This window comes from Niallia sp. FSL K6-0212, assembly GCF_038007605.1.
GTDB lineage: Bacteria > Bacillota > Bacilli > Bacillales > Cytobacillaceae > Niallia > Niallia circulans.
In genome coordinates, this window is record NZ_JBBOXL010000001.1 from 2387880 (window position 1) to 2402128 (window position 14249).

General features: G+C 35.6%; 13 protein-coding genes. 6 read left to right on the forward strand and 7 right to left on the reverse strand.

Annotation, left to right across the window (positions count from 1 at the left end; translation table 11 throughout):
- Nucleotides 1-140: 140 nt before the first annotated feature.
- The 6 genes from MHH96_RS11345 to MHH96_RS11370 all read right to left on the reverse strand — a co-directional run bounded on the left by MHH96_RS11345 (nucleotide 141) and on the right by MHH96_RS11370 (nucleotide 6626).
- On the reverse strand, nucleotides 141-1043 hold the full coding sequence (locus MHH96_RS11345) for a helix-turn-helix domain-containing protein (protein ID WP_144545337.1): 903 nt from the start codon (nucleotides 1041-1043) through the stop codon (nucleotides 141-143).
- 369 nt (nucleotides 1044-1412) lie between these two features.
- The gene (locus MHH96_RS11350) at nucleotides 1413-1589 is read right to left on the reverse strand and encodes a hypothetical protein (protein WP_162837586.1); all 177 of its coding nucleotides are present in this window, start codon (nucleotides 1587-1589) and stop codon (nucleotides 1413-1415) included.
- Between the two features lie 11 nt (nucleotides 1590-1600).
- On the reverse strand, nucleotides 1601-2818 hold the full coding sequence (locus MHH96_RS11355) for a YheC/YheD family endospore coat-associated protein (RefSeq protein WP_047943033.1): 1218 nt from the start codon (nucleotides 2816-2818) through the stop codon (nucleotides 1601-1603).
- On the reverse strand, nucleotides 2815-4179 hold the full coding sequence (locus MHH96_RS11360; protein WP_341117327.1) for a YheC/YheD family endospore coat-associated protein: 1365 nt from the start codon (nucleotides 4177-4179) through the stop codon (nucleotides 2815-2817). Before MHH96_RS11360 ends, MHH96_RS11355 begins: the two co-directional genes overlap by 4 nt.
- Nucleotides 4145-5245, reverse strand: a complete 1101-nt coding sequence (locus MHH96_RS11365; RefSeq protein ID WP_047943036.1) for a YheC/YheD family endospore coat-associated protein — start codon at nucleotides 5243-5245, stop codon at nucleotides 4145-4147. Before MHH96_RS11365 ends, MHH96_RS11360 begins: the two co-directional genes overlap by 35 nt.
- Nucleotides 5238-6626: a YheC/YheD family endospore coat-associated protein gene (locus MHH96_RS11370; protein WP_047943037.1), complete on the reverse strand. Its 1389-nt coding sequence runs from the start codon at nucleotides 6624-6626 to the stop codon at nucleotides 5238-5240. Before MHH96_RS11370 ends, MHH96_RS11365 begins: the two co-directional genes overlap by 8 nt.
- 252 nt (nucleotides 6627-6878) lie before the next feature.
- On the opposite strand from MHH96_RS11370, the gene MHH96_RS11375 reads away from it, so the two are divergent.
- Nucleotides 6879-7235 carry a YlbF family regulator gene (locus MHH96_RS11375; RefSeq protein ID WP_047943039.1) on the forward strand — a complete coding sequence of 119 codons (357 nt, stop codon included), beginning with the start codon at nucleotides 6879-6881 and terminating at the stop codon, nucleotides 7233-7235.
- Between the two features lie 131 nt (nucleotides 7236-7366).
- On the opposite strand, the gene MHH96_RS11380 is transcribed toward MHH96_RS11375, so the two are convergent.
- Complete coding sequence (locus MHH96_RS11380; protein WP_047943041.1) at nucleotides 7367-7567, reverse strand: alpha/beta-type small acid-soluble spore protein; 201 nt, start codon at nucleotides 7565-7567, stop codon at nucleotides 7367-7369.
- A gap of 280 nt (nucleotides 7568-7847) precedes the next feature.
- Here MHH96_RS11380 and MHH96_RS11385 point away from each other — a divergent pair, with 280 nt between their 5' ends.
- From MHH96_RS11385 to MHH96_RS11405, 5 genes are all read left to right on the forward strand, one after another.
- A complete protein-coding gene (locus tag MHH96_RS11385) occupies nucleotides 7848-8714 on the forward strand; it encodes a Cof-type HAD-IIB family hydrolase (protein WP_047943043.1) in 867 nt (288 codons plus the stop codon).
- Between the two features lie 176 nt (nucleotides 8715-8890).
- Nucleotides 8891-10402: a coproporphyrinogen III oxidase gene (locus MHH96_RS11390; protein WP_047943044.1), complete on the forward strand. Its 1512-nt coding sequence runs from the start codon at nucleotides 8891-8893 to the stop codon at nucleotides 10400-10402.
- A 217-nt stretch (nucleotides 10403-10619) separates the two neighbouring features.
- The gene (locus tag MHH96_RS11395) at nucleotides 10620-11918 is read left to right on the forward strand and encodes an NCS2 family permease (protein WP_047943046.1); all 1299 of its coding nucleotides are present in this window, start codon (nucleotides 10620-10622) and stop codon (nucleotides 11916-11918) included.
- A gap of 180 nt (nucleotides 11919-12098) precedes the next feature.
- On the forward strand, nucleotides 12099-12998 hold the full coding sequence (locus MHH96_RS11400) for an ABC transporter ATP-binding protein (protein ID WP_047943048.1): 900 nt from the start codon (nucleotides 12099-12101) through the stop codon (nucleotides 12996-12998).
- Nucleotides 12991-14238: an ABC transporter permease gene (locus MHH96_RS11405; RefSeq protein WP_341117332.1), complete on the forward strand. Its 1248-nt coding sequence runs from the start codon at nucleotides 12991-12993 to the stop codon at nucleotides 14236-14238. The genes MHH96_RS11400 and MHH96_RS11405 overlap by 8 nt, the downstream gene beginning before the upstream one ends.
- Nucleotides 14239-14249 lie beyond the last annotated feature (11 nt).

Below are 14249 nucleotides of genomic sequence, written 5' to 3' on the forward strand. Positions count from 1 at the left end.
TGATAATTCTACTTTACCATTTTTGATACCGTTTTCAAATTGGCGAAATGCATGAAAAACGCTTACAGAGTTTTGAGCAAAATGCCTAAGAACTTGTATAGAAATTTCTCCATAAAAAAAGCCAATAATGGCTTTATGAGCTACTTCCCGCTAGTGTAGAATAGGCAGGCAAGATAGGTGGTGATATAGGAATGATAATTCTTTAGGTTCAAACCTGTTTTTTCTGTAAACTTATCAAGTCGGTATTGTAAGGTATTGCGATGGATAAACAATTGTTTTGCTGTATTAGTGCTGTGTCCATTATTTTCAATAAATGTTTTGATGGTAAGCAGTAATTCTTTGTCTTCTTCAAAAATGGAAAACCATTCTTTAAATAAATCAAGTTCGTCTTCCTTCAGTCTGCTGATTAACAGGTTAGGAAGAATCGTTTCTAAGCTAAGAACGGTGGATTTCGGCATAAATGCTAAACCCTTTGAAAATAAGTTTCGTTCTTGTCCAAAAATAACCGGAATAGAACTATTAAGTTTCAGCTCTTTTCCCATGTAAAAGCAAATGGAAAAAAAGAAATCGGATTGCAAAGCTTGTGCAAGAGCGGTGAAATCTTCCTCCTCTAAATATTGTGCATTTTGCTCTATTACAGCCCCTTCATTGGAGCCGTTCCAAATGATAAGACTATTTTCATGAATAAAACCATCAAATGCCGATTCAATTAATTTTCTTTCAATAGAAGCCGTATCACCTTTAATATGAAACTGGATAAAACGTACTGTCTCCATATTTTTGAAAGAGGGCTGTTCTCCGTTAAAATATAGATATTGATTCCAAGCATATTCTTCCTTTTCTAGAGTTTCATCTGGTTGGAAAAAATCATAGCAAGCTTTCAATAATTCTAGCTGAGAGCCATCAATCTCCTGTTTTTGAATCCCAATCCAATCATCTTGAAAATCAACCTTGAACCAATAGTGATCGGAAAGCTGTGATGGTGAGGGGGGGGCTGCTTGCTCCAAACTATGTTTATAATAGGCTAATAATTTATGCTTCAATAGATGGATCCCTCCGAAATTTTTTCATAATTTTATTCTATACCGTTTTATAGAAAAGGGGCAAGTGATGATGATGGTTTATGGTGAGGAAGTTTGGCTGAAAAGAGTGGTGTTTTGACTGATAAAAGGGGAGTTTGGCTGAAAAGTCCGGTGTTTTGGTTGATAAAATAAAAGTTTGGCTGAAAAGTCCGGTGTTTTGGCTGATAAACCAAAAGTTTGGCTGAAAAGCCCACAGATTTGGGTGATAAAACAAAAATCTGGCTGGAAAATCCGTCACATTAGCTGACAAAATCTTAAAATCAATCGAATGAAAGCAAAAAAGCATCCCCTTTGCCAATAATAAGCGAAAGGAGGGGATGCCTAAACAGTTTATTCGATTAGATGAGGGGGTTCTTCTTCCGGTAGTTCTCTTGCTTCCTCCATATTTGTGTTATTTTCTCTATTTATTACTGCTCCACCTGCTAACCCTTCATTTATGATTCGATCAATATCTAAATAAGCTTTTTCTTTTCCCTCATATGCGAGATCTTTTTTAGCTTTTTTCATGATAATCCCTCCTAAGTTTTAGGATGGGTCATCTCCTGCGATTTATTCTGAAAGGGGAAATTAGTTAATGAATAAAAAAGCTTTATTAGCTGCTGGCATCGTTTTTCTTCAATTTCTTTTTCGTCAAATAACATTGGTTTGGCATTAATCTCGAAAAGATAATACCGGCCATTCTTATCAACACAGGCGTCGATGGAAAATTCTCCGGTAAAACCATATTTTTGAGTTAACAAGATTCCACAATGATCAACTATTTTTTGGAAAAATAAGTCATGCTCTTTTTGTTGTACTTCCTGATAGGAAAGTAATTTTCCGCCGGAAGGTATATGGGTTGTAACATTCTGCTGGGTTGATTGTCTCACCCCCACCCCAGTAAGGACATAGTGATTTTCTTCAAAGGTAACTAATAGGCGAAAATCATAGCGATTTCCATTGTATAAAGCTCCGTCAATTTCTTCTTGGAGCAAGTACTGTCTTTGGAGCCAATCTTGCTGATACTGTTCCCAGACTTGATTTAAAGTAGAGTAGTATTTGGTCTCCTCGGTTGTACTGACATGGATAGAATCGTTTTGTTTTAATCTGATACGGTAAATATTTTTCCCCTTAAAGCCTTCTACTGGTTTTAAATAAATATTTTTATACGTAAGCAGAAAATCAGCAAAGTCTTCTTTCTGCTTTAAAAGAATGGTTTTAGGCAAATGCTCTTTTAATAAGGGAGAATCACGAAATAATTGATGAAGCTCCCATTTATTAATAAATGAAGCGTTAAAAAAGGGGATTTCTTGTTCTTTCAATAAAGATACGGCTGTCTGAAAGGGTTCCTGCTTCTCTGTTTTTCGAAAAGGAACACGATTATAGACGATGTTTGGTAACGGAGTAATCGCTTTTATCCAACTGTTTCTGCTGGAACAAAATATATATCCCGTTAGTTTTTCTGTCTGTAAGTTTTCAGGAGGAAAGATAACGATAATTCCTCCTGCATGGTGTTGAAGTTTTTCCTGTAGCTGTTTAAAGAGCTCTCCATTTCCAATTAATTTATTATGCTTATTTCTTGCAATCATAATTCCGATTAATGGACCAACCTTATTTTCGTGTGGGACAATTGGGAAAGCTGCATGGTTGGCAGCTGGCTTTGAAGTAGCTAAGCGCATGTTAGATGTCCCAAAAAAGTAAGTGTCCCGCGAGGCTGTGTACCAACATTCTTTTTCGGAATCATAAAAAATATTCATTGGTAGATATCCTCAAGACTTTTAATACTTTGATCCATTAGGAAGACTGCGTATTCGAGTGATTTTCTGCGTGTTTCTAAATCGAATTTTCTAAGAGAAGGATGCTTAAAAATACTTCTTCCCGGCTTTGCATTGGCTTCGAATAACCATACGCGTCCTTTTCGGTCCAATCCTAAATCAAAGCCGATTTCTCCGATATATCCTTCCATTTGTTTTTCCAGGGCCTTACTTATTTGCAAGGAAGCCTTAGATAGTTTATTGCTTATTTCTTCGCAATTAAGATCTGTATTGGTTAATTCCTCGATTGCTTTAACCGTACCATCATTATTAAGATGAGTGGTAACACTGCCGGTGCCTGCAATTTTTGCGGCCATTGCCGTCATTTCCCATTTGCCATCTTTATTTTTATTGGTATGCACACGGAAATCAACTGATTTTTTTTCTGAACGAATTAAGTGAATACCTTGTTGAACGATATAATGAGATAAATTCTGATTTTCAAATAAGTGATTCATTAATCCTTCTAAATGATCAAATTTCATCAAGCGATTGCCCTGCTCCTCATCTTTAAAGCGAGTATAATAGCAGCCATCCTTTTTATCAAATAGTATTTGGTAGATTCCCTTACCAAGGCTTCCATTTTTAGGCTTGATATAAACATTGCCAAAGTTGCTCAGCATTCTTTCAATGACAGAAAAATTAGTGAGTGCATGGGTTTCAGGCAAATAATCGGAAATACTGTCATCCTGCAGAAGCCGTTCATAAATATCGAGCTTGTTAAAGAAGCCAGGATTATACCAGGATATAGAATATTCTTTCTGTAATCGGGTTTTAACGGTCTGGATTCGGTGGAGATTTTCAATTCGGCGATTTGGGATACGGTCATAAACGACATTAGGAAAAGGAACCTCTACTGATTTCCAGCCATCTTCGTAAAATAGTCCATGAATCGTTCCTGTTTCCCAATTAATATGCTGCTCTCCAAATAGGAAAGCAATGACTCCAACTGTTTTTTGGACAGAAAGAAGTTTAGAAAATAGAATCGAACGATCTCCGATTGGGCGAACTTTAATTGTTGAAAAGCCTGAAGTGAATATGCCTACGAGTGGTCCAATATAGATGGTTTCGTCATCTGAAAATAAGTGCACATTTGAACTGCTGGAAGGCAGTAGTAAATCTTTAAAAAGATCGGAACTAATGCCTATCATATTTTTTGATTTTTTATGTTTTTTTATAGTGGCTTCTTTGCTGACGGCTCCAAATGCAATCATTTTCAAATTTTTATTTGTTTCAAAGTCCGTTGGTAAGTAGACAGTATGTTCGCTGTTAGAGATTATTTCGATAGGATATAGTTTCTTCATCTCGATTCCTCCTTTTTTCATCAGCAAGTTTAGCAGCATAAAGGATTGGGGCTTTATAGAGCTTTTCACATAGATGTGGATATGCTGTCATGATTACCTTTCTCCCTGGTTTTGAATTTACATCAAGCATCCATAACGACCCATTTGGTGAAATGCCAATATCTACGCCAATCTCAAATAATGCAGAGAAGGAATTTTCTAAAATAGAAGGAAGGAGAGTAAGAATTTCCTCCATCTCTTGTTTAAGAAAGCCTTTTAATGGAAAGTGAGCAGTTTGAAACCAATCTTCAAATGGGAAAATCGACGCACCAGCACTTAAATTAGAAATAATTCTTCCTTTTTCGCCAATGCGGACTCCTTTTTCGATAATGTTCCATTCTTCGTTTGGATTTTTTTGCAGAAAAGCACGAATATCAAATGGCTGGTCTTCTTTGTTAGCAAGGGGAAGATGTGCTTGCATGATATAAGCGTTTCTATTTAAAAGCTGGTCAAGCCATTTATTAAAAGTCACCCGATCCGAAAATATTTTTTCTATTGTTTTTTCTTTTTTATCTGTTCTAACTAAGATTTCATTATTTTGCTTTCTAATAAAATAAAGTCCATTTCCTTGAGAACCATTTATTGGTTTAATAATGACGGGATTTAAGTGTTGAAAATTTATTTGTTTGGCTGATTGTAAGAGAAAAGTTTCAGGAATATATGCAGAAAGTTCTGACTCGCATAATATTTGGTATAGTTTCCATTTGTTTGGCAATCCATTGCCGAGAAAGGTAATTGTTGGCTGTTTTTTCAGCCACTGAATAATATTTTTGCATTGAATGGAATGTGAATCATCATGATAAAAGCAGCGATCATATAGAATAGAAGGAACTGGAAATTCTGCTTCTATCCAACTATCTGAATCTGGTATATATTGTTTTCCTTTTACGGTATGTGTAAAGGGATGATAAGTAGAAGGGACAAAATGATAAATAGTAAATCCGAAATCCCTTCCATATTTTGCGATTTGGTGAATGTAATGATTTTCATGGTCGAGGGATAATGACATGATCCCGAAATTATTCATCGTCTGATAGCTCCTTTAAACAAGGGGAAAAGGAAAGTGTAATAAAATATTCAAGTAAAGCTTTTGTGGATGGCCTTGTTTTTTCAATATGTTCCTCTAATTTCTTAGAAGGTTTAGAGTTTACCTCAATGATCCATAAGTGTCCTTGTTTATCCATACCGATGTCAATTCCAAGTTCACCTAAGTATCCATCTGTATTTTTATTGAGGAGATTGGCAATTTTGATTGCTAATATTTTTAATTCCTCTAATTTTTGTTCTGCATTTTCTGTATGCAGCAATTCATTTAACACAGCTTTTGCAGGCTTCATCTCTGCGCCTTGGGCAAGATTGGCAACAATTGCATTCTTTTGGGCAATCCTAGCAACGGTAGATGTTATCGTCCAGTTCCCTTGGTAGTTTTTGTGGCAAAGAATACGAAAGTCAAGGGCGCGCCCTTGCCATTTTTGAAAGTCTATTCCTTGCTGGCAAATATAGGATCTTCTCTTACTATAGCGTTCTAGCCATTTCCAGAGTTTTTTTTCTTCCGTGAAAAGCTGGCTTTTTCCTTTCTTTTTTCCAGAAGAAATGGTAGCAATAGAATTATTGTTAATGGACTCAATATGAATGATATTTCTGCCTTGGCTTCCATGAACAGGTTTCACATAGAGAACTGGAAAATGCTTTAGCATAAAGTGTAAGTTTTCAGCAGTTAAAGGCTCCGTTACCGGTAAATGGAGAGCAGCTGCTGCATCTTTAACGAGAAGTTGATATGTTTCATCCTTTGAAAAAAATTTACTATTAAAAATAGGAATTTCTTTGTCTTCTAATATTTTTTTGAGCTTCAAAAAAGAAGTACTTGCCTCTGCCTTTCGCGAATGAAGGCGATTATAAACAACATTCGGATAAGGGAATGGTTGTTTAGACCAGGTGTTATTAGCAAAAAAATAACCGTGAACGAAATCATCTTGAACATGCTGTAATCCGAACAGATAAAAGAATCCGCCTATTTGCGTTAATTCTTCCGTCAATTCCTTGCATAGATGTTGAATAGCAGGAAAAGAAATATCCTCTTTATCGTCGTTCACTTCTGTTAATATACCAATAACAGGGCCTAAATGGATTATTTGATTCTTGTGATAATAGGGCAGAAGATAGGTGTTGATTTCTTTAGGAATGGGCAAGTTTTTTTCTAAATCTGTACTAAAAACAATATCTTGTTTTTCAAGAGAATGTGTTTGTACATTTACTGGAATAAGCATTTTAGCTATACATACATAAACGGCATCATGGAGATCCACTTGTAAAAATTTTAATAAAGAGGGACTGATTGCAATAGATAATCCTTTTAATGTTTTTTGAAAATCATCTTTTTTTGTTAGTTGCAAAAATTTCAGAGTCATCCAGATTCCCCATTTGTTTTCAAGTTATGAAGAGGCAATACGGATATTCGCCTATTTTGGTGCTGATATATCTTATGAAAGATGAGCAGAGTTGTGAAAGACATAGGAAAAAGATTTATCGATTAGATGGGAAGAACAGCTTATATAAGTTTTTAGAAGCTTTCTTGAATTTCTGAAATAGAGGTATTTCTGGTATTATGATGCATAGTTTGTTATAGTGGAGTCAATTGTTAATGAAAAGGAGTTGTTTAAATGGCAGTAAATTTACATGATCCTGCTAATGCTTTAGAGAAAGCGATTCGTCAAAGTGATGAATATACAGAATTGAAAAAGATGTATGATACGGTAAATGGAGATCCTTCTGCGAAAGCAATGTTTGATAATTTCCGTAATATTCAATTACAGCTTCAGCAAAAGCAAATGTCTGGTCAGGAAATTACACAAGAAGAAGTAGAACAAGCCCAAAAAACAGTAGCACTTGTTCAACAACACGAAAGTATTTCGAAACTGATGGAAGCAGAACAACGTATGAGCGTATTAATTGGTGAATTGAACCAAATCATCATGAAACCATTAGAAGAGCTTTATGGTCCTGCTCAACAACAATAATACTGGCAAAACTCCTCTACTTTTAGTAGGGGTTTTTTTGTAGCGGGATGACGTTTCTTTTTGCTATTTTTATAAAACAAGAGGACGGCATGGCGCCGTCCTCCATTTAGCCAAATTTATTTAATTATTACTTAGAATCTGCTGCCGCCAAGTTGTTGCTCAGCCATTTGTACTAATCTTTTAGTGATTTCGCCACCAACAGAACCGTTAGCGCGTGAAGTAGTTTCAGCTCCAAGGTTTACTCCAAACTCTGATGCAATTTCATATTTCATTTGATCCAATGCTTGAGATACTCCAGGAACTAATAATTGATTTGAATTGTTATTTGCCATGATGAATGTTTCCTCCTTGAGTAATTTAATTTGTGTTACGTTTATTATTTTAAAAAAAATGACCTATTTTATTCAAAAAAGTAAAAAGAAATTTTTTCCATAGAGATGGATACCAGAATGGATTAGATTTTACTATCTAACAACCAACCCTTACATTGCAAAATCTTACTAGAATAAATCCATACATCTTTTGTTTAATCTTCCCTCAAAAGTTCTATTATGCTTGTTTTCTACATAAATGATATATAAAGACAATACATCGAAGAAATGGGGGAAATTTATGATATATCGCTTACTAGCTTTAAATATCGATGGTACTCTCCTTCAATCAAATGGGCGCTTAACGAAAGCGACGAAAGAGGCGATTGAATATGTACAGCAAAAGGGAATTTATGTAACGCTTGTAACCGCAAGGAGCTTGCCCTCTGCGAAAAAGGTGGCAAAAGCGTTGAAATTAAATAGTTACATCGTGGCACACGAAGGAGCATTAGTGGCCAATCATGAAGATGATACTATTTTTGTTAAACGAATCGCAGAAGACCTTACATCAGATATTGTCCGATTCTTAGAAGGATTCATATGCCAAATTCGTTTAGTGCATGAAAAATTCTCACTAGCTAACAAATCAAAACTCCATCATAACATGCTTGCAAAAACGGTCTTGTCGTCTGGAGATCCAGTCTTTTATTCCCACCAATTTGTCGATGTTTTAAGTGATGTTTTATTAGAAGAACCAGTAAGTCCGCCCAAAATGGAAGTTTATTTTGAAGAGAAAAAAGACTGCCAGGATGCAAAAGAAGTGCTTGAAAAGATGTTTGACAATATCCATATTGTTCAACATAATGAGCTGCGTCTAGATATTTTACCAGCTGGTGTATCGAAACGAAGCGGGTTGTTACTTTTAGGGGAGAAGCTTGGAATAAAGAGCAGCGAAATGGTTGCCATAGGAGACGGCTTAGACGATTTAGAGGTAATTGAAGCAGTAGGTCTTGGTGTGGCAATGGGAAATGCTCCAAATCAGTTGAAAATTGCGGCTGACTGGGTAACGAGATCTAATGATCAAGAAGGGGTTGCTTATATGGTCAAGGAACATTTCCGTAAACAGCATCCCATTGATTTTTTGCGCAAGATGAATATTATAAAATAGCTATTATTTATATTTTTATAGAGGAGAAGTCATACGGAGACTTCTCCTGTTCCCTTTTTTTGAATAGCTAACAGAAAGTCTTTTGACCTTTCTAGTTATTTTTTTTACACTACAGTATAATTGGTTAAATAAAGCATGATAATATTTCAGAATAAAAGGTGAGTTGAAAAATAACGATGAAACAAATATATATAAAAGGGTTAACAGATGAACGTTATATTAGGCCGTTAGAGCACATAGGCAATTTGTTTTTTGAAGATACAAAGGTGCTTTATAGGGAACCAGAAGAAAAGGCAGACCTTCATGTTGAGTTCGAAACAGAAATTATTGGACATGAATTTATCGTAAAAGGCAAGCTCAAGGAATTAAAAGAAGAAACTATATGTAACGGCCATGCAGATCTTAGTCAATTAACGGATAAAGAAATATTTAAGCAAATGAAAAAAGCCATTTCCAAAAGTTATTTATTAATGCTGCAAGAGTATACAGGTATGGTGCAGAAATGGGGGATTTTAACGGGCATTCGCCCAACAAAACTTCTTCATCGTCATATGCAAAAGCAAACACCGATAGAAGAGGCGCATCAATCTCTTCGTGAGGAATATTTAATGTCCGATGAAAAAATCGAGCTCATGCAGAAAATCATTGATCGCCAACTAGCAGTGATTCCTGATTTATATGATTTGAAAAAAGAAGTAAGCATCTATATTGGAATTCCGTTTTGTCCGACAAAATGTGCTTACTGTACGTTCCCAGCGTATGCCATTAATGGACGACAAGGCTCTGTTTCCTCCTTTTTAGGCGGTCTTCATTATGAAATGGAAAAGATAGGGGACTGGCTGAAAGAAAAAAATATTAATATAACAACCGTCTATTATGGTGGAGGGACACCAACAAGTATTTCAGCCGAAGAAATGGACATGCTTTATGAGCGTATGCATGATTCTTTTCCAAATGTAGAAAACATTCGTGAAATCACGGTTGAAGCAGGCAGACCGGATACGATTACGCCAGATAAACTGGAAGTGTTAAAAAAATACAATATCGATCGAATTAGTATTAATCCCCAATCGTATACACAACAAACCTTAAAAGCGATTGGCAGGCATCATACAGTAGAAGAAACAATTGATAAATATCATTTAGCACGTAAGCATGGCATGAATAATATTAATATGGATTTAATTATTGGACTTCCAGGTGAAGGTGTGGAGGAATTTCAATATTCTCTTGATAAAACAGAAGAGTTAATGCCTGAATCACTGACTGTTCATACCCTGTCATTTAAACGTGCGTCTGAAATGACGCGTAATAAATCCAGATACAAGGTAGCAGATAGAGAGGAAATTCAGGAAATGATGAAGATGGCGGAAGAATGGACAGAGAAACATGATTATGTTCCTTACTATTTATACCGTCAGAAAAATATTCTAGGAAATTTAGAGAATGTCGGCTATTCGAAGAAAAACCAGGAAAGTATCTATAATATTATGATGATGGAAGAACTGCAGACGGTTATTGGTGTAGGCTGTGGAGCGTCCAGCAAGTTTATTCATCCTGTTACGGGGAAGATTACCCAATTCTCTAATCCCAAGCATCCTAAAACATATAATGAAAGTTTCGTGGAATATACAGATAAAAAAATTGCTTTGTTAAATGAACATTTTTCATTAGAAGCATCTAAATAAGGATCATTAAAAATCTATTAGAACTATTTCCGTTCTGGTAGATTTTTTTTGTTTCTGTGAATTATTTTCGTATGGAAAAGAAAGACTGGTGTCAAACTAATAAAGGTATTTCACTAAATTGCCATTTTTCGATCGAGAAAAATAGTTGCTTTTTGCAGTAAAAACGAATAACATAGATAATGTTGTTTTTAAATGTTCGTTTTTTGGAGGTTCTTTCATGTTTAAGTTAAAGGAAAATAATACAACTGTGAAAACAGAGTTAATGGCAGGATTCACAACTTTCTTAACAATGGTTTACATAGTAGTAGTCAATCCAGGAATTTTAAAAGAAGCAGGAATTCCATTTGACCAAGTATTCCTAGCAACCATCATAGCAGCTACTATCGGGACATTGTGGATGGCTTTATTTGCAAACTATCCTATTGCTATTGCACCGGGTATGGGGTTAAACGCATACTTTGCTTTTTCGGTTGTTGGAAATAATAACGTCGATTATACGGTAGCACTGTCTGCAGTATTTGTTGCCGGTATTATTTTTGTTATCTTGTCATTAACATCATTTAGAGAAAAGTTAATTCAAGCTATTCCAGATAATTTGAAACATGGAATAACAGCTGGTATTGGTTTATTTATAGCATTTATCGGGTTGAGACAAACGGGAATTATTGTTGCCAATCCAGAAAATCTAGTTGGACTAGGAGATCTTCAGTCTCCCACTGTTATAATCGCCCTTATTGGTTTAGCTATTACGATTGTTCTGTTTAGTCTGAATATGAAAGGTGCGTTATTTATTGGGATGATTGTAACAAGCATTATCGCTTACTTTACTGGTTACTTATCCTTTGAAAATGGAATTATGGCAAGCCCGCATTTACCAGAAGGCCTTATCATTAGCAATCCAATTTCAGCATTTGGCGATGTTATTCAACATGGATTGTACGCTGTCGTTTTCTCCTTTTTATTGGTAACGATTTTTGATACCACTGGTACGATGATTGGGGTGGCTGAGCAAGCTGGATTAATAAAAAATAATAAGCTTCCAAAAGCAAGGCAGGCACTTCTTGCTGATTCACTTGGAACATCTGTTGGCGCAATGTTTGGGACAAGCCCAACCACTGCTTTTATTGAATCGACATCAGGTGTTGCAGCAGGCGGCCGTACTGGTTTAACTGGTGTTACAATTGCGGTTTTATTTATTATTTCTGCCTTTTTTGCTCCTTTAGTGAGCAGCATTTCTGGTTTATCTGCTATTACAGCTCCAGCCCTAATAATTGTAGGAAGCTTGATGATGGGGGCAATAAGTGATGTGAAATGGTCAGAGTTTGATGAAGCATTCCCAGCCTTTATAGTCATCCTAAGCATGCCGCTTACATCAAGCATCGCAACAGGAATTGCTCTTGGATTTATCTCTTATCCATTATTAAAGCTAGTAAAAGGAAAGGGAAAGACGGTTCATCCACTCGTTTACGTATTTGCCGTATTATTCCTTTATCAATTAGTGTTTTTACCACATTAAAGAAAAAAGCTGCTGCTAGAGACTCAATGGAGTAAACAGCAGCTTTTTTTATGAAAATCAACATAACTCCGTTCTATTCCACTAAATGTTTAAGCATTTTGTATTTCCTACAAATAATAGCCAATATTCATTGAAACCTTTTACTGTTCTATTCGTATAAAAGAGTGAGGAGGGGATTTTGTGTCATTAGAGCTAAGAAACGTGACAAAAAAATTTGGTTCGTTCACAGCAGTAGATGATTTATCTATTTCGATTCCTGAAAATGAAATGTTCGGCTTTCTTGGAGGAAATGGAGCAGGAAAGACGACAACTTTTCGCATGATTTTAGGAATATTAGAAAGTACAGCAGGACAAATAACTTGGGATGGTAAGCCGATTAATTACTCAACAAGTCCATATATTGGATATCTGCCGGAAGAGCGAGGTCTATATCCAAAACTAAAAGTACGAGATCAGCTTATCTATCTAGCGAGACTTAGAGGCATGGAAAAAAAAGCAGCATTAAGTGAGCTAGAATATTGGCTAAACCGCTTTAAGGTTCCTGAATACATGGATAAAAAAGTTGAGGAGCTCTCCAAAGGAAACCAACAAAAAATTCAATTTATTAGTGCTGTTTTACATAAGCCTAAACTACTAATTTTAGATGAGCCATTCAGTGGGTTAGACCCAGTAAATGTGGAGCAGTTAAAAAGTGCTGTAGTAGATTTGAAAAATAAAGGAACAAGTATTGTTTTCTCTAGTCACCGGATGGAGCATGTCGAGGAATTATGCCAGCATCTATGTATCATGCATAAAGGAAAGCCTGTTGTTCATGGCTCGCTTAAGGATATTAAGAGGAGCTTTGGGAAGAAGAATGTAACCATACATGCTGATTTTGATTTGACACATTTAATTCGCTATCCAGGCGTATTAAAATTAAAAGAAACAGCAGAAGGTGTTTCTCTGCAAATTGAAGGAGAAGAAGTTGCGGAGCGAATCTTAAATGATATAGTTGGAAAAGGCTTTATTCGCAAATTTGCATTAGAAGAGCCTTCTTTAAATGATATTTTTATCGAAAAGGTAGGTGCTTCTCTTGAATAGTTTTTGGGTTATCTTATTTCATACCTTTTTAAGTAAGTTCAAAACGAAATCATTTCTAATTACAACGGCTATTACTTTAATATTTGTGGTTGCACTAACAAATATTACTACCATTATCGATACTTTTTCTAGTGATGAAGGAAAGACGGAAGTAGCCGTAATTGATCAAAGCAATTCTTTATTACCAGCAATTCAAGAGGCGACAGAGACGTTAAATGAAGATTTAAAATTAGTTGCTTATAAGGACAGTGAAGAAGCAGCTAAACAAGAAGTAGAAGAAGGAAAGTATAGTGGCTTACTGATAGTGGATATGGATGAAAGTAAATTACCTATAGCGACTTATTATACAATGGATATTGCAGAAACAACTATTTCTGATAATATTACCAACAGTATTCAAATGGTTAAAAGTCAATTAGCAGCGAATCAACTCAATTTAACGAATGAGCAGCTTACGAAATTGAATGAACCCGTTGCTTTTGAAAAAATTGCTCTTGAGAAAGATGCAAAGACAGAAGAAGAATTAAACCAGACTAGAGGGTTAGTCTATGTTCTCTTATTTTTAATATATTTTGCCGTTATCCTATATGCCAATATGATAGCGACAGAAGTGGCGACTGAAAAATCATCCCGAGTAATGGAAATCTTAATTTCAAGTGTATCTCCAATTAAGCATATGTTTGCCAAAATTCTTGGAATCGGATTATTAAGCTTAACACAGCTGGCGATATTGATGCTTGTAGGTTATTTTTCATTAACTCGCAATGAAAGCCTAGGTTCGGTGGAAGGATTCCTCGGATTTAGCGAGGTGCCAGTAAGCACCATTATTTATGCAGCTATCTTCTTTATTTTAGGTTATTTCCTATATGCCACTCTGGCTGCATTGCTAGGTTCGCTTGTAAGTAGAATTGAAGATGTGCAGCAAATGATAACGCCAATGACATTATTAATTGTGGCCGGATTTATGATTGCGATGTTCGGATTAAGCGCACCTGATACCACTTTTGTAACAATTACTTCTTATATCCCATTCTTTACACCTATGCTTATGTTTATGAGAGTAGGAATGCTGAATTTGCCAGTTTGGGAACCTATTTTAGGAATTGTTGTTTTAGTGGCAACCATTATGATTCTTGCTATTTTTGGTGCAAGAGTATATAAAGGCGGAGTTCTTATGTACGGAAAATCTAACTCTTATAAAGATATTAAAAAAGCCCTGCAGCTAACGAAAAAAGAATAATTCGGAAAATG

Coding starts and splice junctions, on each gene's coding strand:
- MHH96_RS11365 (WP_047943036.1), bottom strand. CDS start 5,245: ATGAATAATTTCGGGATCATGTCATTATCCCTCGACCATGAAAATCAT.
- MHH96_RS11390 (WP_047943044.1), top strand. CDS start 8,891: ATGAAACAAATATATATAAAAGGGTTAACAGATGAACGTTATATTAGG.
- MHH96_RS11355 (WP_047943033.1), bottom strand. CDS start 2,818: ATGAATATTTTTTATGATTCCGAAAAAGAATGTTGGTACACAGCCTCG.
- MHH96_RS11370 (WP_047943037.1), bottom strand. CDS start 6,626: ATGACTCTGAAATTTTTGCAACTAACAAAAAAAGATGATTTTCAAAAA.
- MHH96_RS11395 (WP_047943046.1), top strand. CDS start 10,620: ATGTTTAAGTTAAAGGAAAATAATACAACTGTGAAAACAGAGTTAATG.
- MHH96_RS11350 (WP_162837586.1), bottom strand. CDS start 1,589: ATGAAAAAAGCTAAAAAAGATCTCGCATATGAGGGAAAAGAAAAAGCT.
- MHH96_RS11360 (WP_341117327.1), bottom strand. CDS start 4,179: ATGAAGAAACTATATCCTATCGAAATAATCTCTAACAGCGAACATACT.
- MHH96_RS11385 (WP_047943043.1), top strand. CDS start 7,848: ATGATATATCGCTTACTAGCTTTAAATATCGATGGTACTCTCCTTCAA.
- MHH96_RS11375 (WP_047943039.1), top strand. CDS start 6,879: ATGGCAGTAAATTTACATGATCCTGCTAATGCTTTAGAGAAAGCGATT.
- MHH96_RS11380 (WP_047943041.1), bottom strand. CDS start 7,567: ATGGCAAATAACAATTCAAATCAATTATTAGTTCCTGGAGTATCTCAA.